Origin of the sequence: Amycolatopsis sp. WAC 01375 (assembly GCF_003947325.1) — a bacterium.
Classification (GTDB): Bacteria; Actinomycetota; Actinomycetes; order Mycobacteriales; family Pseudonocardiaceae; genus Amycolatopsis.
In genome coordinates, this window is the sequence record NZ_QHHW01000022.1 from 125651 (window position 1) to 151221 (window position 25571).

General features: G+C 69.2%; 19 protein-coding genes. 11 read left to right on the forward strand and 8 right to left on the reverse strand.

The features are described from left to right. Positions 1-10 precede the first annotated feature (10 nt). Complete coding sequence (locus DL991_RS11480; RefSeq protein ID WP_125783781.1) at positions 11-1171, forward strand: sulfotransferase; 1161 nt, start codon at positions 11-13, stop codon at positions 1169-1171. 252 nt (positions 1172-1423) lie between these two features. Here DL991_RS11480 and DL991_RS11485 read toward each other — a convergent pair whose 3' ends face one another. Both DL991_RS11485 and DL991_RS11490 read right to left on the reverse strand, forming a co-directional pair. After that, a complete protein-coding gene (locus tag DL991_RS11485; RefSeq protein WP_125783783.1) occupies positions 1424-3106 on the reverse strand; it encodes a GGDEF domain-containing protein in 1683 nt (560 codons plus the stop codon). Between the two features lie 72 nt (positions 3107-3178). Beyond that, positions 3179-4306, reverse strand: coding sequence for a lycopene cyclase family protein (locus DL991_RS11490; protein ID WP_125783785.1), 1128 nt, complete (start codon positions 4304-4306; stop codon positions 3179-3181). Between the two features lie 41 nt (positions 4307-4347). Here DL991_RS11490 and DL991_RS11495 point away from each other — a divergent pair, with 41 nt between their 5' ends. The 5 genes from DL991_RS11495 to DL991_RS11515 all read left to right on the forward strand — a co-directional run bounded on the left by DL991_RS11495 (position 4348) and on the right by DL991_RS11515 (position 12029). After that, positions 4348-5910, forward strand: a complete 1563-nt coding sequence (locus DL991_RS11495; protein WP_125783788.1) for a deoxyguanosinetriphosphate triphosphohydrolase family protein — start codon at positions 4348-4350, stop codon at positions 5908-5910. Positions 5911-6123: 213 nt separating this feature from the next. Further along, on the forward strand, positions 6124-8994 hold the full coding sequence (locus tag DL991_RS11500) for a S8 family serine peptidase (protein ID WP_125784026.1): 2871 nt from the start codon (positions 6124-6126) through the stop codon (positions 8992-8994). 205 nt (positions 8995-9199) lie between these two features. Then, a complete protein-coding gene (locus DL991_RS11505; RefSeq protein WP_199746309.1) occupies positions 9200-9868 on the forward strand; it encodes an acVLRF1 family peptidyl-tRNA hydrolase in 669 nt (222 codons plus the stop codon). A 144-nt stretch (positions 9869-10012) separates the two neighbouring features. After that, on the forward strand, positions 10013-11641 hold the full coding sequence (locus DL991_RS11510) for an ABC-F family ATP-binding cassette domain-containing protein (protein ID WP_125783790.1): 1629 nt from the start codon (positions 10013-10015) through the stop codon (positions 11639-11641). A gap of 178 nt (positions 11642-11819) precedes the next feature. Then, positions 11820-12029 (forward strand): helix-turn-helix domain-containing protein, encoded by a 210-nt coding sequence (locus DL991_RS11515; RefSeq protein ID WP_003071237.1) that lies wholly within the window; start codon positions 11820-11822, stop codon positions 12027-12029. Here the strand turns inward: DL991_RS11515 and DL991_RS11520 are convergent, their stop codons facing one another. Continuing rightward, complete coding sequence (locus DL991_RS11520; protein ID WP_125783792.1) at positions 12030-13331, reverse strand: glycosyltransferase 87 family protein; 1302 nt, start codon at positions 13329-13331, stop codon at positions 12030-12032. Between the two features lie 145 nt (positions 13332-13476). On the opposite strand from DL991_RS11520, the gene DL991_RS11525 reads away from it, so the two are divergent. Further along, complete coding sequence (locus DL991_RS11525) at positions 13477-15345, forward strand: ABC transporter ATP-binding protein (protein ID WP_125783794.1); 1869 nt, start codon at positions 13477-13479, stop codon at positions 15343-15345. Positions 15346-15425: 80 nt separating this feature from the next. Here the strand turns inward: DL991_RS11525 and DL991_RS11530 are convergent, their stop codons facing one another. Next, a complete protein-coding gene (locus DL991_RS11530) occupies positions 15426-16574 on the reverse strand; it encodes a serine hydrolase domain-containing protein (RefSeq protein ID WP_125783796.1) in 1149 nt (382 codons plus the stop codon). Between the two features lie 94 nt (positions 16575-16668). Beyond that, complete coding sequence (locus tag DL991_RS11535; RefSeq protein WP_125783797.1) at positions 16669-17397, reverse strand: SIS domain-containing protein; 729 nt, start codon at positions 17395-17397, stop codon at positions 16669-16671. A gap of 131 nt (positions 17398-17528) precedes the next feature. On the opposite strand from DL991_RS11535, the gene DL991_RS11540 reads away from it, so the two are divergent. The 4 genes from DL991_RS11540 (at position 17529) to DL991_RS11555 (ending at position 21488) form a co-directional block, all read left to right on the forward strand. Then, the gene (locus DL991_RS11540; protein WP_125783799.1) at positions 17529-18224 is read left to right on the forward strand and encodes an alpha/beta hydrolase; all 696 of its coding nucleotides are present in this window, start codon (positions 17529-17531) and stop codon (positions 18222-18224) included. A gap of 21 nt (positions 18225-18245) precedes the next feature. Next, a complete protein-coding gene (locus DL991_RS11545; RefSeq protein ID WP_125783801.1) occupies positions 18246-19508 on the forward strand; it encodes a cyclopropane-fatty-acyl-phospholipid synthase family protein in 1263 nt (420 codons plus the stop codon). Between the two features lie 94 nt (positions 19509-19602). Beyond that, the gene (locus DL991_RS11550) at positions 19603-20802 is read left to right on the forward strand and encodes an LCP family protein (RefSeq protein WP_125783803.1); all 1200 of its coding nucleotides are present in this window, start codon (positions 19603-19605) and stop codon (positions 20800-20802) included. 155 nt (positions 20803-20957) lie between these two features. Continuing rightward, entirely contained in the window at positions 20958-21488 is a 531-nt protein-coding gene (locus tag DL991_RS11555; RefSeq protein WP_125783809.1) for a GNAT family N-acetyltransferase, read from the forward strand. On the opposite strand, the gene DL991_RS11560 is transcribed toward DL991_RS11555, so the two are convergent. The 3 genes from DL991_RS11560 to DL991_RS11570 all read right to left on the reverse strand — a co-directional run bounded on the left by DL991_RS11560 (position 21475) and on the right by DL991_RS11570 (position 25455). Next, positions 21475-21939, reverse strand: coding sequence for a peroxiredoxin (locus DL991_RS11560; RefSeq protein WP_125783811.1), 465 nt, complete (start codon positions 21937-21939; stop codon positions 21475-21477). The two genes, DL991_RS11555 and DL991_RS11560, sit on opposite strands and share 14 nt — an antisense overlap. Continuing rightward, positions 21926-23800, reverse strand: a complete 1875-nt coding sequence (locus tag DL991_RS11565) for a bifunctional diguanylate cyclase/phosphodiesterase (RefSeq protein ID WP_233598793.1) — start codon at positions 23798-23800, stop codon at positions 21926-21928. The genes DL991_RS11560 and DL991_RS11565 overlap by 14 nt, the downstream gene beginning before the upstream one ends. A gap of 209 nt (positions 23801-24009) precedes the next feature. Continuing rightward, the gene (locus DL991_RS11570) at positions 24010-25455 is read right to left on the reverse strand and encodes a cytochrome P450 (RefSeq protein ID WP_199746310.1); all 1446 of its coding nucleotides are present in this window, start codon (positions 25453-25455) and stop codon (positions 24010-24012) included. Positions 25456-25571 lie beyond the last annotated feature (116 nt).

Sequence of the window (25571 nt, forward strand, 5' to 3'; positions counted from 1 at the left end):
AGGGGAGAACATGCTGCCAGGGCGGAAAAACGTCGGCACCGTGGACGATCTGCACGCGTCGGCGGCGAAACTCACCGGGCTCTGCGACTTCGGCGGCGAAGACCACCTCGAAGGTCTCCGCGTGCTGCTGGATTCGTACGCGGGCGAGGCAGGTCTGACCCCGTACGGCAACAAGGTCCATCGCGCGTTCCTGCGCGGGGCCCTGGTGGCGAGGTCGTTGAGCGAGGCTTCCTGGAAGCAGAATCAGGAGTACGCCGACGTTCCCGTCGAGCGGCCCATCTTCGTCACCGGTCTGCCGCGGACCGGGACCACGGCGCTGCACCGGCTGCTCACCGAGGATCCCGCGCACCAAGGGCTGGAGGTCTGGCTGACCGAGGTGCCGCAACCGCGGCCGCCGCGCGAGACGTGGGCGGAGAACCCGGTCTACCAAGGGATCCAGGCGGGATACGAGAAACACCACGTCGAACATCCCGAGTTCATGGGCCTGCACCACATGTCCGCCGGTCAGGTCGAGGAATGCTGGCAGCTCCTGCGGCAGTCCCTGAAATCGGTGTCCTACGAATGTCTCGCGCACGTGCCGTCGTACTCGCGGTGGCTGGACGGGCAGAGCTGGACCGACGCCTATCTCAGGCATCGGCGCAACCTGCAGCTGATCGGTCTGCCGGACGCCGGGCGCCGCTGGGTGCTCAAGAACCCGAGCCACCTCTTCGCGCTCGACGCGCTGCTGGAGGTGTACCCGGACGCGCTGATCGTGCAGACCCATCGCGCGCCGAGCACGATCGTCGCGTCGGTGTGCAGTTTGAACGAGCAGGCGTCGGCGGGCTGGTCCGACGTCTTCCGCGGTGACGTGATCGGCCGCAGCCAGCTGGATCTGTGGGCGCGCGGTGCGGAGAAGTCACTGGAGGCAAGGAAACGGCACGATCCGGCGCAGTTCTGCGATGTCCGGTACGAGGATTTCGTCGCCGACCCGATCGGTACGGTCGAGGGCGTCTACCGGCATTTCGGGCTCCCGCTGAGCGAGGCCGCCCGGGACGCGATGACCGTGGTGCACGCCGAAAGCCGTTCCGGGGAAAGGAAACCCGTGCACCGGTATGACCTCGCGGACTTCGGGCTCACCGCCGGCGAGGTCGACGAACGCTTCTCGGCCTACCGCGCCGCTTACGACCTCTGACCCCGGCGCAATGGCGTGCGGGGTGAGTCGCGTGTCGTCTGAGGCCCCCAATGTGGCATTGGAGACGCTCAGTGTCCCCAATGCCACATTGGGGACATCGGCCGTCTCGCCGGGCAACCGAAAGTTACGCTCACGGCTCCGAGGCCTAAGCTCGTCAGGCGCCGCACCGCCCGAAACTCCCGCAATTCGTCATCTACTTGCGCTAGTCCCCGCGCGGGGACCATCGCAAGTAGATGACGAATTGCGCCGGGGTCAGAAGCCGGCGGCGCGTTGAGCGGGGAGGCCGCGTGTCGTGATCCCGCGCAGCACCTCGACGCGGTCCGAACCCGGCCGCCCGAGCACCCAGCTCGACCCGGGGACCTCCTTGGCCTGCTTCTTCAGCGGCGCCAGTAGCCGGGAAGCGTCCTTGTAGGACCCGATCGCGCCGTTCCCGCACACCAGGGTCGCCAGGGAAACCGTCACCGGCAGCCCGTCGGCCGACCACGGCGTGTCCAGCAGCGCCGCGGCCACCGTGCCGATCTCGTCGACGTCGCAGGCGATCAGGAAATCGTCCCCGCCGACGTGGCTGACGCGCATCCGGCGCAGCCGGGCCTCGAGGTCTGTGAGTGTCCGGCCGAGTGTGCGGATCAGGTCGTCGCCCGCGGCGAACCCGGCCGTGTCGTTGACCGTCTTGAACGAGTCGACGTCCAGCCAAGCCGCGACGAACGGCTCCCGCGCGTTGATCCGGCGGTCGACGTCCCTGGCGACGGCGTCGCTGCCGGGCAGCCGGGTCAGCGGGCTCAACGAGACCGCCTCCTCGACCTTCGCCTCCGCGACCCCGCGGACGACCTCGTTCACCAGCACCACGCCGACACACCGGCCGCGGTCGTCGACCACCACGACGTCGTCGCCGGTCCGGCCCCAGTCCGCGTCGGTGACCAGTTCGAGGAACTCGAGCGCGCTCGCGTCGGCGTGGATCGTGTGCGGCCGGTCGGCGAGCCGCGACGCCGGCCGTTTGGCGTGCAGGGCGTGGCCGTACAACCCGGTGACCGCGACCAGGAATCGCGTCCGGTCGATCGACCACTGTGGACGGTGCCGGTCGTCGATGCCGACGATGCCGCTCGGCCCGTCGGCGGCGGCCAGTACCTCGCGCACGTCGTCGCAGGTCGCGTTTTCCGGCAGCGTGGTCGCGGGCCGGAGGAAGTCGCCGACGCGGCGGGCGCGGGCGGTGCCGGGGACGAACGGGCCGGGCGCGTCCGGCGCGGGCAGCGGTGCGTGGTCGCCGTCCGGCGGGGCGAGCAGGTTGCCCTGCGCGATGCGCACGCCGAGCCGCCGGGCGGACTCCAGCTGCTCGGTGGTCTCGAGCCCGGTCGCGACCAGGCGGTTGTCGGTGCGTGACGCGAAATGCAGCACCGCTTCGACCACCGCGACGGCGGCCGGGTCGTGCGGCAGGCCGCGCAGCACACTGCGGTCCAGTTTCACCAGGTCGACGGGCGCCGAAGCGAGCAGCGTGAGCGGGAGGTCGCCGCGGCCGAGGCCGTCGAGCGCGAGCCGGAACCCGAGGTCGGTGAGCCGTCGCATACCGGTGAGCAGCAGGTCGGCGGGGATCTGCGTGAACGGCGGCCCGATCTCCAGCACGACGTCCCTGGTCCGGCGCCCCGCCAGGCCGAGCGCCTCGGCCAGCGGGTCGAAGTGGGCGGGTGGTGCCGCCACCGTGCGTGCGGACAGGTTCAGGTGCAGGGGGAGGGCGGCCTGCGGCTCGCGCAGCTGCCGGACGGCCTCGGCGGCCAGCCCGACGTCGACCTCGGCCAGCCTGCCGCTGCGCCGGGCGTCGGCGAGCAGTTCGCGGGCGGTGCCGCGGCCCGGCCGTGCCAAGGCCTCGAACGCGACGACGCCACCGGTGTGCAGGCTGTACAACGGCTGGTAAGCGAAGCGGACAGCGATCTGCAACGTCACAAACGCATATTCGCGGGTGGCGGCAGGAAACTGAATACGTGTCAACTGATGTTCATCGTGAAGGCACCTGGGTTACCTAGAACGGCGTAACGCACGCCACCCGATCAGGTGTTTTCTTACTTGCCATGGTGACAATCGGAAAAGCGCCGACATCGCTTCGACGGTACCCGGAACGTCTTCGCGGCCGCTGGTGAAAGCCCGTTGGAGCGGGGTGGGCAGCGTGAAGAACAGATCGAAGAACACCGGGACCGTTCCGGGCGGCATCCCGCACAGCGCGCGCAGCCCGTGTCGCCGAAGCCCGTGCACGGTGCGCGCCGAGGACGGCCACAGCGCCCGGTGAGCGGCCGACGCGGCCGCGGCCGGCCCTCGGTCCCAGGCCAGGGCGACGGCGTCGGCCACCGGTTCCGCGAGCCGGATCGACGTCGCGACGCTGTACCCGGTCGCCGGATGCACCAGCCCGGCGACGGCGCCGAACGGCACCGTCCGGCCACGCCGGGGCACCGGCACGTCGAGCACGATCCGCACGCGTTCCTCGCGCCCGCGTGACGTCAGCCCGACGGCCCTGAGCCGCGCGCGCAGCCGCGCCGCCAGGACTTCCAGCGGCAGACCGGGTTTGCGGGCCAGCGAGGTCTCCTCGACCAGGACGGTGCCGTCGCCGAGCGGCAGCACATACAGGAACCCGGACTCGGTTTTCCGCCAGTCCATGAACACTGCGGTGTCCGGGCCGTCGACCAGCCGCAGCGCGTCCTCGGCGGGGAGGACGGCGCCGAACGCAGTCTGTTCGTACCGGTTCCCCCGCGGCCGGGCACCGGAGGCGTCGACATAGAGACCCGTCGCGAGGGCGCGTCCGTCCTCAAGACGCACCGACGAACCCTGCCCGCCGTGGTCGACGCCGGACACCGTCCCGGTGACGACGTCGTAGCCGCCGTCCAGCCACGTGCGCAGGCCGGCGTTGTCCAGCACCAGGTACTGCCGATCGAGCACGTGCGGCCCGGTTCCGAAGGCCAGTGTGGTCGAAGGCGCGCAGGCGACGGCGCTCTCGGGCAGGGCGGGCAGCTCGTCGGCCCACAGCCCGTAGGTCGCCCGCCAGCGCCTGCCCGGCGCCGGGTCGATCAGGGTCGTCTCCAGGCCACGCCGGGCACAGGCACGCGCGAGCGCCCGCCCGGCCGGGCCGCCGCCCGCGATCACCACGTCCGCCACCTGGGCAGTGTCCCAAAGCCGCGACGGATACGGTGTGACGCATGGAACAGACGGACCCGAGGGCATGGCGGCGCGATCCGGAGAGCGCGAACGCCGGGTTCAGCGATCTCGCCACGAGCCCGTTCCGGATCGACCGGGACCGGATCGCCGCTTCGCCGTTCTTCGCCCGGCTCGGCGGCGTGACACAGGTCGTCAGCGCCGGGGGCGCCGGGTTGCTGCACAACCGGCTCACGCACAGTCTCAAGGTCGCGCAGGTCGCGCGCGCCATCGCCGAGCGGATCAACGCGAGCAGCGATTCCGCCGAACTCGCCGCGAAACTGGGCGGCTGCGATCCGGACGTCGCCGAGGCCGCCTCGCTCGCGCACGATCTGGGGCATCCGCCGTTCGGGCACCTCGGCGAGCAGACCCTGGACCGGATCGCGCGGCACCGGTTCGGCCTCGCCGACGGTTTCGAAGGCAACGCGCAGTCGTTCCGGATCATCACCACCACCGACGTGCGCGGCCCGTCGGCCTCCGGGCTCGACCTCACCACGGCGGTGCGTGCCGCGGTGCTGAAGTACCCGTGGGCGCGGTTGCACGTGCCCGATCCGCATCCGACCTCGATGGCCGTCCAGCCGCGCGGCGCGGCGGAACCGGCCGACGCCCCCGGCACCGGCGCGAGCAAGTTCTCCGCCTACAGCACCGAACTCGACGACTTCACCCAGGCGCGGGCCCCGTTCGACGGCCGGATCGAACCCTGGCAGCAGACCGTCGAAGCGTCCGTGATGGACACCGCGGACGACATCGCCTACGCCATCCACGACCTCCAGGACTTCCACCGGATCGGCGTGCTGCAGCACGCACCGGTCGCGGCCGAGTTCACCGGCTGGGTCGACCACGCACTGGAACTGGCCGGGCTGGACGACGCGACCTTGACCGCCGAACGGCGGCTGCCCGGCCGTTCACTGGAACGGCTGCGCCGCCGGATGCACGCCAAGGACGGCTGGATCGTCGACGACGACGCCTTCACCAGCGCGGTCGCCCGCGTCCGCGCCGAACTCGTCGACGGCCTGCTCGCCACCGGGTTCGACGGTTCCATCGAGGCAGAGCAGGCCACCGCGGCCTTCTCCTCGAAGTGGACCGCGCGGCTTGTGGACGGTGTGCAGGTGGTGGCGTCGCCTTCGACCCGGACAGGGCATCTCACCCTGCGGCCCGCGCAGTGGCACGAGGTGCAGGTGCTGAAGTTCGTGCACCGGCGATTCGTGTTGCTGCGCCCGGAACTGGCGCTGCACCAGCGCGGGCAGGCGAGCCTGGTGACCACATTGGTCGACGCCCTCGACGCGTGGCTGCTCGACCGTGACGAGTTCTATCGGCTTCCGCGACGGTTGCACGACTTGGTGGAGCTGGCGCGGTCCGAGTTCTCCGCGCTGGCGCGGACGTCGCCGGAACTGCTCGTCGGAGCGACCGGGGAACCGGTCACCGGTGCCGACGCCGTGCGCGGTCTGGCACGAGGACGGGCGGTGGTCGACTTCGTGGCGTCGCTGACGGACAAGCAGGCGGTGACCCTTTTGGACGGCTTGTCGGGCCGCGCTTCCCAGCCTTGGTCGGATTCCTTCGTCCTGTAACGACTCGATTACCCTGAACGGCCCACGGCCTGCGGCCGAATCCGGAAAATCCCCATCCGACGTCACCCGAACGGCTCCTGCCGCCGGTGCACGCTCGGTACTTAGCTTGATCGTGCCGGTGATCGCCGGCGTCGGTCAGCGTGAGTCGGGGCACGCGCCTAGGTATCGGAGGCGCACGTGCGTCCAACCCGTTCCAGTAGGAGAAGAAGAACGATCCTGACCGCGGGCACCGCTGCCCTCGTCACCGCGCTGGGCCTGGTGAGCCCGCCCGTCGCGGCGGCGGAAAGCGGATCGTCCCCGGACGTGTTCTCGGAGAACACCGTCCGGCAGATCGAAGCCCTTCAGTCGATCAAGAAGAGCCAGAACGCCGGTGAGTCCAAAGTGGACAGCCGACTGCTCGTAGAACAGAAACTCCGCGATCGGCGGATGTCGGCTTCCGCGGTTCCCGCACTGGGGTCTGGGGCGAATGTCTCCGCGGCCGGCACCGTACTCGTGGACATCCGAGGCCAGGTCTCGGAAGAACTCCTCAAGGGACTGCGGGAATCCGGTGCGGGGATTCGCGCGGTGTCGCAGCGTTACGGCAGTGTGCGCGCCGAGGTTCCGCTGAACGCGGTTCCGGTGATCGCGGGCCGCGCCGACGTCAAGAAGGTCGAGACCGCCAACGAGGCGTTCACCGCCCGCCAGCTCGCCGAGCCCGCCATCGCGGGCAAGCGGGAGAGCAAGGAAGAGAAGGCCGCCCGGATCGCCGTCGAGCTGAAGAAAGCCGTCGACGCCAAGGGACAGCCCGGCATCGCGGCGGGACCGGTCAACAGCGAAGGCGACCGCGCGCACAACGCCGACACCGCGCGTCAGCAGTTCGGCGTCACCGGCGTTGGCACCAAGATCTGCGCGCTGTCCGACGGCATCGACTCGCTCGCGACCTCGCAGGCGCGCGGCGAACTCCCGGCGGGCGTCGACGTGATCCCCGGTCAGGAAGGCGACGGTGACGAGGGCACCGCGATGCTCGAGATCATCCACGATCTCGCGCCGAACGCGTCGCTCGGTTTCGCCAGCGCGTTCAACTCCGACGCCAGTTTCGCCGACAACATCCGCAAACTGCGGTTCGACGCGGGCTGCGACGTCATCGTCGACGATGTCCTGTACTTCAAGGAATCGCCGTTCCAGGACTGGATCATCGCCCAGGCCGTGAACGACGTGACCGCCGACGGCGCGCTGTACTTCTCCTCGGCCGGTAACGAGGGCAACGTCACCGACGGCACCTCGGGCCACTGGGAAGGCGACTTCGTCGACTCCGGCAAGGGCGTCGGCAAGTTCGCCGGTACCGCGCACAACTTCGCCGGCGCGGCGGGCAACCAGATCTTCGAGCCGCTCTCGGACGCGTCGGGCCGGGTGCCGGTCACGTTGTTCTGGTCCGACCCGCTGGGCCGCTCGAACAACGACTACGACCTGTACCTGCTGAACGCGGCCGGCAACGTCGTCGACTTCAGCCAGGACGTCCAGAGCGGCACTCAGGACGCCTACGAACGGGTGGACACCACGGGCGTCGCCGGACTGCGCCTGGCCATCGTCAAGTTCTCCGGTGAAGGCCGCTATCTGTCGCTTTCCGCGCTGCGCGGCCGTTTCTCCGACTCGGCCGACGGTCTCAAGGCCTACACCAGCCCCGGTGTGACCGTGGGCCACTCGGCCGCGCGGGACGCGTTCAGCGTCGCGGCGGCCCCGGCGGCCAAGGCGTTCCCGCGTGCCCTCGAACCGGGCGACCCGGCCAACCCGGCGGGCCCGTTCCCCGGTGCCTTCGGCGTGACCACGAAGGTCGAACGGTTCACTTCGGACGGTCCGCGGCGGGTCTTCTTCCAGGCCGACGGCACGCCGATCACCCCGGGCAACGTATCCGCGACCGGCGGTGAGGTCCGCGCCAAGCCGGACATCACCGCGGCCGACGGCGTCTCCACCAGCGTCACCGGCTTCACCACGTTCTACGGCACGTCGGCCGCCGCGCCGCACGCCGCCGCGATCGCGGGCCTCGTGCTTTCGGGTAACCCGGGCCTGCCCCCGGCCGACGTGCGCGAAGCACTGATCAACACCGCGGTCGACATCCTGGCCCCGGGTCGCGACAACTCCAGCGGCGCGGGCGTCATCCTCGCCGACAAGGTGCTCGCCTACACCGGAGCCAGCCCGCAGCCGCTCGCGTCCGCGGGACAGCCGACGGTCACTCCGGCCGACGGCGGCTCCGCGCTCGACCCGGGCGACACCGCCAAGGTGACCGTTCCGGTGACCAACCGCGGCGACGGCACCGCGACGTCCACCAGCGTCGTGCTCTCCAGCTCGACCCCAGGTGTCACGGTGGCGCCGCGGTCGAAGTCGTACGGCACGATCAGCCCCGGGCAGACCGGCGTGAACGACTTCACCATCACCGTTCCCGCCACGCAGGAACTCGGTGTGCCGGTGGTGCTGAACGCGCGCGTGACCTTCGCGGGTTCGTTCTCGCCGACCACGTCCACGTTCTCGCTGCCGGTCGGCACCCCGTCGCCGGTGACGCAGGACTTCGCCTACGCCGGGGCCGCGGTGGCGATCCCGGACAGCGACCCCACCGGCGTGACCGTGCCGATCACGGTGAGCGGGGTCGGGCGCGCGTCGAAGCTGACGTTCTCGGTGGACGGGGCGACCTGCAACGCCGACCAGACCTCGACGACGGTGGGCATCAACCACTCGTACGTCGGTGACCTGGTCGGCACGCTGACCTCGCCCTCCGGTGCGAAGGCGACCGTGTTCCAGCGCAGCGGCAGCTCGGGCAACAACCTGTGCCAGGTCGTCTTCGCCGACAACGCGGCCACCGCGTTCAGTTCGGTGAGCTCGGCGAACGCGCCGTTCACCGGCACCTACAAGCCGGTGCAGGCGCTCGGCGGCCTGGCCGCCGGTACCGCCGACGGCACCTGGACGTTCACCGCGGCGGACGTCGTCGGTGGCGACACCGGGTCGATCCGCTCGGTCTCCTTGCACGTCAACGGTTTCGTACAGCCCGCCGTGGCTGAGCGGCCCGCGGGCGTCGGGAAGTCGGTCGGGCGCGGGCCGGTGAAGCCGGTCTAGTCCTTTCGGTGTGCGCGTGAAGGCCCCCTTCCCTCGGCTCAGCCGAGGGAAGGGGGCCTTCACGCGTGATCAGAGACCGCACTCGCGTGATTGGAGACGACACTCGCGAGTTGCGTCTCCAATCACGCGAGTTACGTCTCTGATCACGCGAGTGCGGAGTTGGGCATCGCCTGCCGATCCGCGCCGGGCCCCGTACGTTGGACCCATGGCGAAGGAGCGGCAGGTGGCGGGCGGGGGACGGGCTGTCGAGGTCGCCCCGGATCGCCTCGAAGGCTGGTACGCCCGCTTCGCCGTCCGCAACGACGGTGTCCGCTCGACGGAACTCGCGGCGGACACCGTCACGGTCACCGCGGACAACGGCGTCGTCGCCGTCGCGACCGTCCCTTTCGGACCGCTGAACGCCGAAGGAACCTTGCCGGGTCTCGCCGTCGGCCCGCTCATCGAACACGCGCTGATCTCGCGAAGGATCGCGCTCCTGCTGGTGCGTCGCGGCGGGCACAGTGTCGGGATCGCACGCGGGGGAGTGGTCGTCCAGTCCAGGACGGACCGGCATCTGGTCCAAGGCAGGTCCGCGGCGGGTGGCTGGTCGCAGCAGCGGTTCGCGCGGCGCAGGGAAGGGCAAGCACGCACAGCGCTTCGGTCCGCCGCGGACGACGCGTTCGAGGTACTTGTCCCGCAACTGTCCGAAGTGGACGCTGTCGTGCTCGGCGGCGACCGCCGGGCGCTGGAAACACTGCGTGAGGACAGGCGGCTGGCGCCATTGTTCAAGCGTGCCGAACGTCGTGTGCTCGACATCGCCGAACCGCGCCGCACGGTGCTCGAGGACGCGGCCGAACGGGCGGTCGCGGTCGAGATCACCCTCTCCGGGCCGTGACGTCGGGCACGGTCCGATAAAATCGTTCGACAGCTGCCCGTACACTGATCGTGTGGACATCCTCTTGGAGTGAGCTCCTCGCCTGCTCGACGGCAGGCGAGTCGAAGCTGTCCGCTCATCCACCCCCTTTTACCGGGAGTTCCCGTGATCACGGCCTCTGGCCTGCAGCTGCGTGCCGGTTCGCGCATTCTGCTCGACGAAACCAACGTCCGCATCCAGCAGGGCGACCGCATCGGCCTGGTCGGCCGCAACGGCGCCGGCAAGACCACCTCGCTCAAGGTGCTGGCGGGGGAGGGTGAGCCGCATGCCGGCGAGGTCCGCCGCAGCAGCGAGCTCGGCTACCTGCCGCAGGATCCGCGTGAGGGCGACCTGTCCGTCACCGCGAAAGACCGCGTGCTCTCCGCCCGCGGCCTCGACTCGTTGATGCGCAACATGGAAAAGGCGCAGACCGCGATGTCGGAGCTGGTGGACGACAAGGAACGCGACAAGGCGATCAGCCGCTACAGCCGTCTCGAAGAGCGCTTCGCCTCCCTCGGTGGGTATGCCGCCGAGAGCGAAGCGGCGCGGATCTGTTCCAACCTCGGCCTCGCCGATCGCGTGCTCGACCAGACCCTGCAAACGCTCTCGGGTGGTCAGCGCCGTCGCGTGGAGCTGGCCCGGATCCTGTTCGCCGCCGCCGAAGCGGGCGCGGGCGGCAAATCCGAGACGATCCTGCTGCTCGACGAGCCCACCAACCACCTCGACGCCGACTCCGTCACCTGGCTGCGCGGATTCCTCAAGCAGCATGACGGCGGTCTCGTCGTGATCAGCCACGACGTCGACCTGCTCGCGGACGTGGTCAACAAGGTGTGGTTCCTCGACGCGACCCGAAGCGAGCTGGACCTGTACAACATGGGCTGGCAGCGCTACCTCGACGCGCGCGCCACCGACGAGAAGCGCCGCCGCCGCGAGCGGGCGAACGCCGAGAAGAAGGCGGCCACGCTGCAGCAGCAGGCCGCGAAACTCGGTGCCAAGGCGACGAAGGCGGTGGCCGCCAAGAACATGGCCCGCCGCGCCGAGCAGATGCTGTCCGCGCTCGACGAGACCCGTCAGGCCGACAAGGTCGCCCGGATCAAGTTCCCCGAGCCCGCGCCCTGCGGCCGGACGCCGATGACCGCGGAGGGGCTCTCGAAGTCCTACGGTTCGCTCGAGATCTTCACCGGAGTGGACCTCGCGATCGATCGCGGTTCGAAGGTCGTCGTACTCGGATTGAACGGTGCCGGAAAGACGACTTTGCTCCGCTTGCTCGGCGGAATGGAAACTCCGGATACCGGCGGGGTCATTCCGGGTCACGGATTGCGTTTGGGCTATTACGCACAGGAACATGAAACGCTCGACCACGATGCGTCCGTGTGGGAAAATATCCGTCACCTCGCTCCGGACACGGGAGCGCAAGAGTTGCGGAACCTTCTCGGGTCGTTCCTCTTCACCGGCGAGCAACTCGATCAGCCCGCCGGCACGCTCTCCGGTGGTGAGAAGACGAGGCTCGCGCTCGCCGGTCTGGTGTCCAGCGCTGCCAACGTTTTGCTGCTCGACGAGCCGACGAACAACCTGGACCCGGCCAGCCGTGCCCAGGTGCTGGACGCTTTGCGCAGCTTCGCCGGAGCCGTCGTCCTGGTGACGCACGACCCGGGCGCCGTCGAGGCGCTGGAGCCGGAACGCGTGATCCTGCTGCCGGACGGAACCGAGGACCATTGGTCGGCGGATTATCTGGAACTTGTCCAGCTTGCGTGACGCCTGCGTCCGTTCGGGTGCTTGATCGATGCCATCCGGCCACTGAAATGGCCCAATGTGATCGCGGTTTCGGCAGTTTTGCGCTCGTCGTCTGGCATTCCGGCGCTCAGTGTTCGATCATTGCGGCGACAGGGGCCGTTATGTGGCCCAGAACACTCTCGGCGGGAAGGCGATCGACGTGGCTGATCTCAAGAAAGGCGCGCGGATCACCGGCAACACGCGTGACAAGCTGGCCGCTGACCTGAAGAAGAAATACGAGAAGGGCTCGAGCATCCGCGCCCTCGCGGAGTCCACGGGTCGCTCGTACGGGTTCGTGCACCGGGTCCTCTCGGAGTCCGGAGTCCAGCTGCGCGGCCGTGGCGGTGCCACCAGGGTCAAGAAGAAGTAGTCACGAGGAAGTAGCGGACTGCTGCGCGGGGGGCGCAGTTCCCTTTCCAGGGACCGCTGTTTCACGGGTTTCCGCGGCCAGGAAGGCCAGCCTGGCACCGAGGAGGACCAGCGGATACACCAGGTACCCGTACCTGGTCGCCGGAGTGAGCATGATCAGCGCGACGAGCCCGACGGCCATGCGCAGCAGCGCGTCCGAACCGGTCGCGGGAGGACGGCGCAGCAGCCAGACCAGGATCGCGACGGCCGCGATCCCGAGCAGGGTGAAGGAAATCGCCGTGCCCACCGGGCCGAGCGAGGCGATGAGGTGGCCGGGCAACGGGCTCGCCGCCGGTGACTTGATCACGCCGATTCCCAGTGGGAACCGGAAGACGTGTTCGACGAAAGCCTTGGGGTCGACCAGGTAGACGGGTACGTGCAGGACGAGGGTCGTCACCACGAGTGCCGCGGCGAATCCGCCCAGTGCGCGAGGACCACGCCGCGTGATCAACAGGACACCCAGCACCACGATCGCGGGCGCGACGATGAGTTTCGCGCTGACCACCAGCGCCAGCACCAGACCGGACAGCATCGCGCGGCCGGTCGTGGCCAGCGCGAAGGACAACACCAGCAGGCCGGCGATGGCCAGATCCGGGCCGGCGACCGCCCAGGTCAGCGCGGTCAACGGGCAGGCGAGTGCGAGTTGCGCCGCGCTGACCGGGATCTTCGGCCACTTCAGCAGCCGCAGCGTCAGCAGCACACACGCGACGGCCGCCAGCGCGAACATCCAGCGCGCGTCGGTGAGGGCGTTCGCAACCGGTCCGCCACCCGACAAGGCACGTGGCAGACCGAACACGGTCATCACCGGACCGTATGGCGTGTAATCGTTTACTTCCACCGCGCGACCGAGCGCGGTGACGTCGACGTACGGGGTTCCGTTCTCCAGAAGGAGTTTCGCCGACCGTTCGATCACCCAGACCTCGGGCTGGGCGGCCCACGAGTTCGGCGTGACGAGCCAGTCCACTCCCGTCAGACGGCGAATGACGAGCATTCCCAACGGAAGGATCATCGCGAACAGGCCGATCGCCCCGATACCGATCCACCGCGAACCGAGCAGGGCGGACGGGCGTTCGCCGCGCCGGGCGGCGACCAGCAGCCAGCCGGAGTGGGCCACGGCGAGGCCGTAACCCGCTACAGCGAAGTTCGCCCACACGCGATAACCGTAGAATTCCGCGACGGCCGTGTTCACGACGGCGAAGACGAGACAGCCCGTGTAGAAGACCAGGTCTGTGGTCAGTCGTCGCCGGTCGGGGTCCATGGTCACCGGCTCAGGCTACCGACGTGGCCGCGTCCGCCGGAAAGAGGACGTGGAAACCGGGAAGCATCCGGTGCGCTCCGGTGTTGGTGATGCGTATATCCGGGAAAACCCTCGACTAATATCGAGGTTCTGGGGGTAAGAGAGGGTTCTCATGGACAACACTTGGTCGCTGATGAATTCGGCGATGAAGTCCGCCGACGTTCCGAAGGGTCTGCACAAGGGCACGCTCCGCCGCGTCGCGCGGTTCGCCAGGCCGCATTGGCGGAGGCTGCTGATATTCCTGGTGCTCACTGTCGTGTCGGCGGTGCTGGCGGTGAGCACGCCGGTGCTGGCCGGGAAGGTGGTCGACGCGATCATCGGCGGGCACGACGTCGCGCTGGTGGTGTGGCTGGCCGTGGTGATCGCGGTACTGGCGCTGATCGACGCCGGACTCGGGCTGGCGGAACGGGCGCAGTCGTCGAGGATCGGCGAGGGGATCATCCTCGACCTGCGGCTCGCGGTGTACCGGCACGTGCAGCGGATGCCGGTCGCGTTCTTCACCCGCACTCGCACCGGCGCGCTGGTGAGCAGGCTCAACAACGACGTCATCGGCGCGCAGCGCACGTTCACCGCGACACTGTCCGGATTGGTCACCAACGTGATCCAGCTCGTGCTGTCGCTGGTGGTGATGATGACGCTGTCCTGGCAGGTCACGCTGCTGGCGCTGGTGCTGCTGCCGGTGTTCATCCTGCCGACGCGGCGCCTCGGACGGCGGATGGCCGAGCTGCAGCGGGAGGCCGGCGGGCTCAACGCGTCGATGACCACGCAGATGACCGAACGGTTCTCCGCGCCGGGCGCGACACTGGTGAAGCTGTTCGGCGACCCGGCGCGTGAGGTGGGCGACTTCGGCTCGCGGGCCGGTCGGGTGCGCGACATCGGGGTGCGGACGGCGATGCTGACGCGCTGGTTCCTGACCAGCCTGACCACGGTCTCCGCGCTCGCGCAGGCCCTGGTCTACGGGCTGGGCGGCTACCTCGCGCTGACCGGGGCGCTCGCGCCGGGCACCGTCGTGGCGTTGGCGTTGCTGCTGACCAGGCTGTACTCGCCGCTCACCGCGCTGGCGAACGTCCGGGTGGACGTGATGACCGCGCTGGTGTCGTTCGAGCGGGTCTTCGAGGTGCTCGACCTCAAGCCGATGATCGAAGAGAAGTCGGAGCCGCGCCGCGTTCCCGAAGGCCCGGTTTCGGTGGAGTTCTCGGACGTCCGGTTCGGCTACCCCGCCGCGGACCGGTACTCGCTGGCGTCACTGGAGGATGTGTCCACTTTGGATCACCGAGGTGGCGAAGAGGTATTGCACGGCATCAGCTTCCGCGCCGAACCCGGGCAGATGGTGGCGTTGGTCGGTTCGTCCGGGGCGGGCAAGTCGACGATCGCCTCGCTGCTGCCGCGCCTCTACGACGTCGACGCCGGATCGGTCCGCTTGTCCGATGTGGACGTTCGCGACCTGAGCTTCGCCGCGCTGCGGGAAACCGTCGGCGTGGTGACCCAGGACGGGCACCTCTTCCACGACACGATCCGGGCGAACCTCGAATACGCGCGGCCCGGCGTCACCGATGCCGAGATCTGGTCGGCGCTGGAGAAGGCGCGGCTGGCCGAGCTGATCCGGGACCTGCCGGACGGGCTGGAGACCCTGGTGGGGGAGCGGGGCTACCGGCTCTCCGGCGGGGAACGGCAGCGGCTGACCATCGCCCGGCTCCTGCTGGCGCAGCCGAGGGTCGTCGTCCTCGACGAGGCGACCGCGCATCTGGACTCGCAGTCCGAGGCAGCCGTGGGCGAGGCGCTGACCGACGCGCTCGACGGACGGACCGCGCTGGTCATCGCGCACCGGTTGTCGACCGTGCGGGCGGCGGACCAGATCCTGGTGATCGAGCACGGGGAGATCGTCGAGCGGGGAACGCACGAAGAGCTCCTCGCGCGGGAAGGGCGCTATTCGGCGCTGTACCTGACGCAGTTCTCGGAGGAGCCTGCTGCTGTCGCGTGACCTCAAGAGCGCTATGAAGGACGCTTTCATTGCAAAATTTGCAATGAAAGCGTCCTTCATAGCGCGCGCGGGAGGGGCAATCAGGTGAGGGCGGGGGAGGCGAAGGTCGCGTTCACCAGCGCCATCTTCCGCGGATCGTCCCGCATCAGCGGCCCCATCCGGTTCATCGTGTAGCCGAAGGCGATCCCGCTCTCGGGATCCGCGCCGCCGGACGAGCCGCCGAGCCCGTCGTGCCCGAACGCGCGCGGGTTCGGGCCGAAGCCGCGTTCCTCGCTGCCGAGGTAGAACCCCAGCGCCCATTCGTTACCCAGTCCGCCGACGATGTCGGCCTCGCGGCCCTGCCCTTCGCGGGCGGTCGCGAGCGCTCCGGCCGAGAGCAGACGGCCGGAGGCGAGCGCGCCGTAGATGGTCGCGATGGCCCTGGCGGTTCCGTGTCCGTTCAGGGCGGGCAGGATCGCGCGCCGCCAGGCCGGATCGTTGGCGTCACGGCCTTGGACGCGTGGGTTCGCCAGCGCCGCGAGGGCGGGCGGTCCGGCGTTGGCGAACGCCTGCGCCAGTGCGCTTTTCATCTCGTCGCCGAGCACGGGTTCGACGAGGGTGGAGCAGCGCGTCAGATCGTCGTCGGAGTCCAGGCCGATCCGGAAGTCCGCGGCCAGCGGGCCGGCGATGTGCCCGGCGAAGTACGCGCGGACGTCCTGTCCGCTCACCCGGCGGATCACCTCGCCGACGAGGAAACCGAACGACAGCGCGTGGTAGCCGCTGACCGTGCCGGGTTCGAAGAGCGGCGCCTGCGCGGCGAGCAGTCCGGTGATGTGCTCCCAGTCGTACAGTTCCTCGACCGTCACCGGCCGGTCGAGGCCGATGCCGGTCACGCCGGAGCGGTGCGAGAGCAGCCAGCGCACCGGGATGTCCCGTTTGCCCGCCGCCGCGAACTCCGGCCAGTACTTCGCGACCGGCGCGTCGAGGTCGAGGAGGCCGGCGTCGGCGAGGTGGTGCGCGCAGAGCGCGGTCATGCCCTTGGTGGTCGACCAGACGTTGGTGAGCGTGTCCGCCCGCCACGGGATCGTCCGGTCCGGATCGGCCCAGCCCGCCCAGAGGTCGACCACGGTCTCGCCGTGCCGGGTCACCGAGAAGGCGGCGCCGATCTCGCCGCGTCCGGCGAAGTTCTCCTCGAAGGCGGCAAGGACGGGTTCGAACCCCGCCGCGCAATCACCGTGGATCTCGGGCATGGGCACGGACCTCCTGCGGACACCGACCGGTCGGTATGTGACCGTAGAAGGGTCGCGCGGACGAGTCAAGGAACTCGTCCGCGCGGACGCGGAGCTAGCGGAGAGCGGGGACCCGCTCGCCGTACTTGGCCAGCAACGCGGCGTTGGCCTCGTCGCCACCGTCCACGTTGGAACTGCGCCACAGCGGGATGTCGACGCCTTGCGCCGCACCGAGGTCCACGACCTCGGCGAGGACGAGGTTCCACAGGAACGCGTTGATCACAGTGGACAGTGGCGCGGTCCGCGGCGCGTCCGGCGGGTAGCTCGAGTCGCCGGGGCGGACGTGGGAGTCGAGCACGATGCTCGCTTCTTCGATCAGTGTCGTCGCCGCGCGTTTGGGTGCCGCGGCCACGGACGCGGCCGAACTCACCGCGATGACCGACGCCCCGCGCTTCCGCGCCCCGGCGGCCAGTTCGACCGGGTACGGGTTGACGCCCGAGGTCGAGAACACCACCAGCAGGTCGTCCGGACCCGGCGCGCGCTCGGCCAGCACCTCTTCGGCGAGCCCGGAGCGGCGCTCGGTCTTGGTGCTGTGCTGCGCGCCGTGCAACGGCAGCAGTTCGGGGTGGTAGACCGGGTACACGCAGGCGAGGCCGCCCGCACGGTAGAAGGTCTCGGCGACCGCGGCCAGCGAATGCCCGGCCCCGGCGGTGAACACCAGGGCGTCCGCCCGGATGACGTCCAGGATCAGCTCGGCCGATTTCCGGATCTGCGCCGCGTTACCCCGTTCGGCTTCCGCGAGCCGTTCGGCGACGTCTGCATAACGTTCGGTGGTGCTCACCACATCCGCCTTTCCGTCTGGAGGTCAGCGACGAATGTATCGCGTGGACCAATGGCCGAAGTGGAATACATCGGGTCATGATCGAGGTTGACCCGATCACTGCGGCCGGGGTTTCGGAGACTGGAGGGTCCAGGGTGAACGAGGCTGATCCCGCGGTGCGGACTTGGCGAGCACGCGGCCAGGCGAAAGCCGTGGTGCTGGTACTGCACGGCGGCGCGGAGCACAGTCATGCCCGCGTGGCGCCGTGGCGGCTGGCGTACCAGCGGATGGTTCCGCTGGCGAAGGACGTCCACCGGGCGTGCCGGGAGCACGGGGTCGAGGTGCGGCTGCTGCGCAACCGGATCTACGGCTGGAACGACCACGGTACCGACGCGCTCGCCGACGCGCGCTGGGCCTTGGACCGCGTTCACGAGGAGCATCCGGATGTGCCGGTGATCCTCGTCGGCCATTCGATGGGTGGGCGGGTCGCCCTGCGCGTCGCCGACGATCCGGCCGTGGCCGGCGTCTGCGCGCTGGCGCCGTGGACACCACCGGGTGAATCCATCGACGCCGTCGGTGGTCGCGCCGTGCTCATCGCGCACGGCACCAAGGACCGGATGACCGATCCGGTGGCCTCACACGCTTTCGCCGAACGTGCCGAAAAGGTGACGTCGCGGTCCGCGCGGTTCGAGATCGGTGGCGAAGGGCATGCGATGTTACGCAGATCTCGCGTCTGGAACCGCCTCGTACGGGCTTTCACCCTCGAGCTGATCGAAGCCGGGGGAATCGACGAAACACTGAGCGGGGCCTGGGGACGGCCGAGCTCGGAACGGCTGCGGATCCCGGTCTGAACCGGGTGGGAGGGAGTACTCATGTCCACGTTCAGCGTCGATCGGGCGGCCGGTTCGGCCGGCCTGCCCGTCCCAAACGAAACACGGTGGCCGGGGCTGGCCACCCCGCCGCATTCCCCGTTCCGGGCGCGGATCGCCGAGCAGTTGTTCCGGCACGCGGTGCGCCCGTTGAACGTCCGCGTGCGCATGCCCGACGGCTCGCAGCTGGGCGCGGGCGGCCCGGACGCGCCCGAGATGCGGCTCAACCGCCCCGCCGCCTTCTTCCACCGCCTCGGCGTGGACGCGAAGATCGGCTTCGGCGAGGCCTACCTGGTCGGCGATTGGACGAGCGACGCGCTCGCCGAGGTGCTGACCCCGTTCGCGGAACGGATGGCGACGCTCGTCCCGCCGCTGCTGCAACGGTTCCGCCGGTTCGTCGACCGCGGCCACCCCGCGACCGAGGAGAACACCGTGGAGGGGGCGCGGGCGAACATCCATCGCCATTACGACCTGTCCAACGAGCTGTTCGGCACATTCCTGGACCCGTCGATGATGTACTCGTCGGCGTTGTTCGGCCCGGACGACGACCTCACCGCCGCGCAGCACCGCAAGATCGACAGCGTCCTGGACTACGCGGGCGTCCGGGAAGGCAGCACGGTGCTCGAGATCGGCACCGGCTGGGGTGAACTCTCGATCCGGGCCGCCGCACGCGGGGCCAAGGTCACGTCATTGACCATTTCCGAGGAGCAGGCGAAGCTGGCGACCGAGCGCATCGCGGCGGCGGGCTTCGCCGACCGCGTCGACGTCCGGCTGTGCGACTACCGCGACTCGACCGGCGAGTACGACGCCGTGGTCAGCGTCGAGATGATCGAGGCCGTCGGCGAGCCGTACTGGCCTGCGTTCTTCGAGACCATCGGGAAGCGGCTGAAGCCGGGCGGCAGGTTCGGCCTCCAGGCCATCACCATGGACCACGAACGCATGCTCGCCGCGGCCCGTTCGTACACCTGGATGCACAAGTACATCTTCCCCGGCGGGCTGATCCCGTCGACCACCTCGATCGAACAGGGCATGCTGGCCAACACTCGGCTGAAACTGCAAGGGGTGCGCGAATTCGGCCAGGACTACGCGCACACGTTGCGGCTGTGGCGGGAGAGGTTCACCCACCGGTGGGACGACATCACCGAACTGGGCTTCGACGACGTCTTCAAGCGGATGTGGGAGTTCTACCTGGCGTACTCCGAAGCGGGGTTCCGCTCGGGGTATCTCAAGGTCCACCAGTTCGGATTCGCCGAAAACGGACGGTGAACGCCACCCAACCGATGCGGGGTGCCGGACGTCCTTCACCTAGGGTCTGCGGTTGACTGGGCCCTACACGCGAAATCGGGACGGGTGATTCGGCATGACGTATGGAGGCGACGACCGAGGGCGACGGATGCCGCCACAGCGGCCGCCGTCCGGCCGCCCTCGGCGGCACCAGCCGGCGCAGATGATGCCGCTGCCCGGCCGGGGGAGCAGCCCGTACGACGAGCGGACCGCGCCCATGGGGCACGGGGGCCAGGAACGCCCCGCCGGTCCGCCACCGCGCCGTCCAGGGCCCCCGCCCGGCCGTCCGGCCGACGGCGCGAGGCCGCCGGCGCGACGCAAGCGCTGGGGTTTCGGCAAGGTGCTGGTCACCCTGCTGACCGTGTTCGTGGTGTTCCTCGCCGGCGTGTGGGTGTACCTGGAGTTCTCCATCAACCGCGTCGACGCGCTGGCCGAGTACTCCGGCCGCCCCGTCGCGGCCGAGGGCACCAACTGGCTGATCGTGGGCTCCGACAGCCGGGACGGGCTGACGGCCGAGGAACAGGAGAAGCTGGTCACCGGCGACTCCAAGGCCGCCGGCGGCGGCAAGCGGACCGACACCATCATGATCGCGCACGTCCCGTCCAACAGCACCAAGCCGACGCTGCTGAGCCTCCCGCGCGACTCGCAGGTGACCATCCCTGGGCACGGCAAGAACAAGATCAACGCCGCGTTCTCGATCGGCGGCCCGGCACTGCTCGCGCAGACCGTCGAAGGCGCCACCGGCCTGCGCATCGACCACTACGCCGAGATCGGCTTCGGCGGGTTCGCCAAGATCGTCGACGCGATCGGCGGGGTCCACATGTGCGTCGAGAAGCCGATGGAGGACACCCTCACCAAGATCAAGATCCCCGCGGGCTGCCAGGACCTCCAGGGTCCGCAGGCGCTCGGGTTCGTCCGCATGCGGCACAGCGACGCGACGCCGCGTTCGGACCTCGACCGCGTCGCCAACCAGCGCAAGTTCATCGGCGCGCTGGTCAGCGAGATCGGCAGCCCCGGCACCCTGCTGAACCCGTTCTCGCTGTTCCCGCTGCTGTCGACGGGACCCGACGCGCTGACGATGGACACCGGCGACCACGTGCACAACCTGGTGGGGCTGGCACTGGCGATGCGCGGGATCTCCTCGGGCGGCGTCGTCACCACGACGGTGCCGGTGACCAACGGCTCGGCGGAGAACTGGGACAAGACGAAGTCGAAGCTGCTTTTCGACGCGTTGAAGAACGACACGGAGATCCCGGACAGCGCGATCCTGACCTGATCATCGGTCCTTTCGGCGCCATGAACGGTCCTTTCCTTGCGAAATTCGCCAGGAAAGGACCGTTCCTAGCGTCTGCGGGGCCTCGCGTGCCTCGGACGCTGCTCGCGGCCCGAAAACCGGAGGCGCCCGGAGCGAAGGCGAGTCACCATGGGCGGATGGAAGCGCCCGCCGAGACCCTCGCCGACGAAGTCGTCACGCTGCGCCGCTGGCAGCCGCGGCAACTCGAAACCCTCGCCACCGTCGCGGGGGATTCCGCCGCGCATCTCGGCGCGTGGATGATCTGGGCCACCAACGGTTACGGCCGTCGCGAAGCCGCCGGCTTCCTGGAGCACACCGCAAGGAACTGGGCCGAAGGCAAGACCTACGATTTCGCGATCCTCGCCGGGGACGAAATCGTCGGCGGCACGGGCATGATCATCCATCCGGACCGGATCGAGATCGGCTACTGGCTCAGCCGACACCACACCGGTCGCGGCTTCGTGTCCAGGGCCGCGAAGCTCCTGGTCGACGAGGCCTTCCGGCTCGGCGCGCCGGAGGTCGAGATCCGGCACGACGAGAACAACGTCGCGAGCGGCGCCGTGCCCGCACGGCTGGGGTTCACGATGATCGGTGACGAGGCCACCGAACCGCCGCTCGCCCCCGCCTGCGCGGGCGTCACCAGGATCTGGCGGCTCAAGCGTCCTTAGTCTTGCGCTCGCGCAAGGCGGCGAGTGCCTTGTCGGCGTGCACGGTGAACTTCAGTTCGCTCTTGATCACTTCGAGCACCTTGCGGTCGGTGTCGATGACGAAGGTGTGCCGCTTGGCGTGCAGCGGGCTGAACTTGCGCCACACGCCGAACTGTTTCGCCACCACACCGTCCACATCGGACAGCAGGGGATAGTCGAAGCCGTGTTTGGCCGAGAACTCCTGCTGTTTGGCGACGGCGTCCGGGCTGATCCCGACGCGATGCGCGCCCACCTCGGCGAATTCGGCGGCCAGATCGCGGAAGTGACAGCTTTCCGCGGTGCAGCCGCTGGTCATCGCGGCGGGGTAGAAGAAGAGCACGACGGGGCCGGACGAGAGGAAGTCCGACAGCGTGCGCTGCTCGCCCTTGTCGTCGGGAAGGGTGAAGTCCGGGGCGATGTCACCTTGGTCCATGGACGGATCCTGTCATGTCGGTGTGGCGTTCGATGAGCTCGTCGACCTCGTCCCCGGTCGCGGAATCCGCGACGAACGAACCGCGCGCCGCGAGCACACCGTATCGCCGGAGCCGCTCGGCCTGTTCGTGATTGTGGACGCCTTCCGCGCCGATGCGGAGTTTCAGTTCCTTGGCCCTGGCGACCAGCTGGCACAGGTGGCGGACGTCGGCTTCGTCCTCGCCGTCGGCCAGCGCGTCGACCACGGCGCCGGACAGGATCACGTGACGGACGGGCAGCCGGTGCCGCGGGATCAGCTCGAGATCGTCGGAGCCGGAGATCGTCAGCACGAGCTGGGCGCCCAGATCGGCCAGTACCGCGAAGGAGTCGAGCACCTCGCCGTTCGGGTCGAGCACGGATTCGCGGTCCGTGCACAGCCTCAACGCCTGGGCGGGCAGGCTGTGCCGGTCGAGCTGTTCCTTGACCAGCAGCACCAGATCGGGCTCGATGGCCAGCCGGTTCGGCAGCCGCACGCAGACGTCGGGCGCGGCTTCGCCGAACCTGTTCCGCCACCTCGCGGTGGCGGCGAGCGATTCGGCCAGCAGCCACCGGCCGAGCGGGATGGTCATCCCGGTGACCTGCGCGAGCGGGTAGAACTCGTCCGAGTCCAGTTCGCCCTTCTCCGGGTGGCTCCAGCGCAATCCGGCGTTGACCGCGGCCAGCTGGTCGGGGTTCGCGAGTTTCACCGTCGGCTGGTAGATCAGCGAGAACTCGCCGTTCTCCAGCGCGCCCGCGATGACCGCGCCCAGCTGGTAGCGGCCCCGGTCGCGCGCGTCGAGTTCCGGATCGAACAGCATCCATTGCGCCTTGCCTGCCTCCTTGGCGCGGTGCAGGGCGATTTCCGCGGCGCGAAGCAGGTCTTCGGGTCCGCCGTCGGCGACCGCGCGGACGACGATGCCCGCGCTCGCGCTGACCCCGATACCGTGCCCGCCGAGGTAGATCGGCTCGACCAGTTCCTCCAAGGCCTGCTCGACCAGCGCGATCACCTCGGGCGGGGTGAAGTCGCCGCGCAGCAGGACGGCGAACCCGTCGCCGGACAGCCGGGCGACCGAACCGTCGTGCCTGCCGGTGAAGACGGACGTGAGCTTCTTCGCGACCCCGCGCAGCACCTGATCGCCGACGCCGGCGCCCAGACCGTCGTTGATCACCTTGAAGCCGTCGACGTCGAGGTAGACGAGCGCGATCTGTTCGTCGCCGGACCCGGCCAGTGCGGCTTCGAGTGCGTTGCCGAAGGCGGTGGCGTTCGGCAGGCCGGTCAGCGGGTCGTGCACGTTCTGGTGCAGCAGTTGTTCCTGCAGCAGGTGGATCTCGTTGGCGTCGGCGACCATCAGCACCGGATAGGTCGAACCGGGCCGGTCACCGGGCAGATCGGTCAGGGTCACGTCGACCCAGAGCGGGCCTTCCTCGCTGTGGGTCAGCAGCAGGCGTTCCTGCTGGGTCGGCCTGCCTGCGGTCATGAGTTGCGAGAGCGCGTTCCGCAGCCGGGCGACGTCGTGGTCGGCGGAGCCGAGATCGGGGATCCCCCGTCCGCGCAGGGCGGCGGGACGGCAGCCGAGGAGTTTGCCGAGGGCGATGTTCGCCTCGACGATCGTGCCGTTGGGATCGGCGAGCGCGATGCCGATGGGAGAGGCGGAATAGAGCTTGGAGAAGCGCCGCACAGCGGGCTGGTGATCGGGCTCGGTCCGGACGGCGTCCTTGACGACGCCGAGCAGCAGCTGTTCGAGTTGCTCCTTGGGAAGCGATACTCCTTTAGTGTCAGCGAGCGTCTCGGCCCATCTCCGAGCTACGTCCACCAACCCTGGCGCGGAACCAGGCTCGGGCACACTTCACCTCTTCATGCGCGGTTTATGGCCAGCTCAGACCGGGTGTCCGAACTCATGGGCCCACACTAGGTATGAGCCGACCGGGTGTAGTGCCACGGCATCATGCGCGATCCGGGGTGTCTACCGGCTGAAAGGGTGATCGCTACTACACGAGTGGTGACCGGATGTCACCAAGAGTACTCGATCGTGAATGTCCGTTTGGTCGGAGTTCAGCGCGCTGCCAGCCGGATCGGCAGGCCGTCCGCGGGGACCGGCAGCGAGACGTAGTCCCAGCGCGCCGTGTAGTGCTCCGGAACCGACCACCGATACGCCCGCAGCATCTCGTGCAGCAGCGCCTTCACTTCGAACGTCCCGAAATGCAGGCCGATGCACTTGTGCGCGCCGCCGCCGAACGGCATCCACGCGTAGCGGTGCGACTTGTCCTCGCGGCGTTCCTCGCCAAAGCGTTCCGGGTCGAACCGCATCGGGTCGGTCCAGTACTCCGGGGCGAAATGATTGACGGTGGGGGAAACCCCGACGAGTGTCCCTTCGGGAATGAAGTGGCCGAGAACCTCGGTGTCCTTCACGGTCTTCCTTGCCAGCGAAGGAACCGGCGCCACCAGCCGCAGGGCTTCCTTGATCACCAGGTCCAGCGTCGTCAGGGTCTCCAGTGCCTCGATGTCCGGCACGTCGTCGCCGAGCGCGAGGGACTCCTGGCGCGCGCGTTCCTGCCATTCGGGGTTCTTCGCGAGGTGGTAGACGGCCGCCGCGCTGGTGATGGTCGACGTGTCGTGCGCGGCCATCATCAGGAAGATCATGTGGTTGACGACGTCGGAGTCGGTGAAACGGTCACCGTCTTCGGTGGTGGCGTGGCACAAGGCGGTGAAGAGGTCATCGCCGTCGCTCGCCCGTTTCGCGGGCAGATTCGCCGAGAAGTAGCGTTCGAGGACCTTGCGGCCGTGCAAGCCCGCCGCCCAGCGGCCGCCGGGAACGGGAAAGCGCACGATGGCCGTGCCCGCGCGCACGGAATTCACGAACGCGCGGTTGATCGCGGCCGCGTCGTCGCCGGACCGCATCCCCATGAACACCCGCGTCGCGACGTCGAGCGTGAGTTGCTTGAGGGACCAGTAGATCCGCGGGTTCGGCCGGTCCGCCCACGCGGCGATGCCCTCGCGCAGGGCCGGGCCCATCTGGTCGACGTAGCCGGTGAGCCGTTGCCGGGTGAACGCCGCCTGCATGATGCGGCGGTGGAGGTGATGCTCCCCGAAGTCGAGCAGCATCAGGCCGCGGTCGAAGAACTGCTCGATGAAGAACTTCCAGCCCTCCTGGGAGAAGGCCTTGTCCTTGTTCACCAACGCGATCTGCGTGGCCTCCGGGCCGGAGAGCGCGACGATGCGGCGGCCGAACGCGCCCATCCACGACACCGGGCCGTAGGTCTCGTAGCGTTTGAGGCCGAACTCGATGCCGAAGCGCATGAAGTCCAGCGCGTGCCCGATGACCGGCGGACCTTCGTCGCCGAGGACGGGTTTGAGGCCCGGCGGGGCGGGCGCGAGTTCGCGGACCGGCCAGGTCGCGCCGAGCCAGCGCTGGTCGACCGAACGCGGCAAGGGGATCGACGTGAGCGGCGGGACCCGCTCGCGCAGTGCCCCGGTGACCTTTTCGACGGCGTTCGCCATGGTGACCATCTCCCCGCTGAGATCGGCTGCCGCCCCACCATCGCACCCTTATTGACGTCCTGACAATACCTCGGCGGAAGGCCGTGTGGGGTGAGTGTGGAGGATTTGGGACGTTC

What these genes read in the sequence shown, in the direction of transcription:
- DL991_RS11560 (WP_125783811.1), bottom strand. Translation starts at nt 21,939, where the DNA reads ATGGACCAAGGTGACATCGCCCCGGACTTCACCCTTCCCGACGACAAG.
- DL991_RS11495 (WP_125783788.1), top strand. Translation starts at nt 4,348, where the DNA reads ATGGAACAGACGGACCCGAGGGCATGGCGGCGCGATCCGGAGAGCGCG.
- DL991_RS11480 (WP_125783781.1), top strand. Translation starts at nt 11, where the DNA reads ATGCTGCCAGGGCGGAAAAACGTCGGCACCGTGGACGATCTGCACGCG.
- DL991_RS11545 (WP_125783801.1), top strand. Translation starts at nt 18,246, where the DNA reads ATGTCCACGTTCAGCGTCGATCGGGCGGCCGGTTCGGCCGGCCTGCCC.
- DL991_RS11570 (WP_199746310.1), bottom strand. Translation starts at nt 25,455, where the DNA reads ATGGCGAACGCCGTCGAAAAGGTCACCGGGGCACTGCGCGAGCGGGTC.
- DL991_RS11555 (WP_125783809.1), top strand. Translation starts at nt 20,958, where the DNA reads ATGGAAGCGCCCGCCGAGACCCTCGCCGACGAAGTCGTCACGCTGCGC.
- DL991_RS11505 (WP_199746309.1), top strand. Translation starts at nt 9,200, where the DNA reads ATGGCGAAGGAGCGGCAGGTGGCGGGCGGGGGACGGGCTGTCGAGGTC.
- DL991_RS11525 (WP_125783794.1), top strand. Translation starts at nt 13,477, where the DNA reads ATGGACAACACTTGGTCGCTGATGAATTCGGCGATGAAGTCCGCCGAC.
- DL991_RS11550 (WP_125783803.1), top strand. Translation starts at nt 19,603, where the DNA reads ATGACGTATGGAGGCGACGACCGAGGGCGACGGATGCCGCCACAGCGG.
- DL991_RS11530 (WP_125783796.1), bottom strand. Translation starts at nt 16,574, where the DNA reads ATGCCCGAGATCCACGGTGATTGCGCGGCGGGGTTCGAACCCGTCCTT.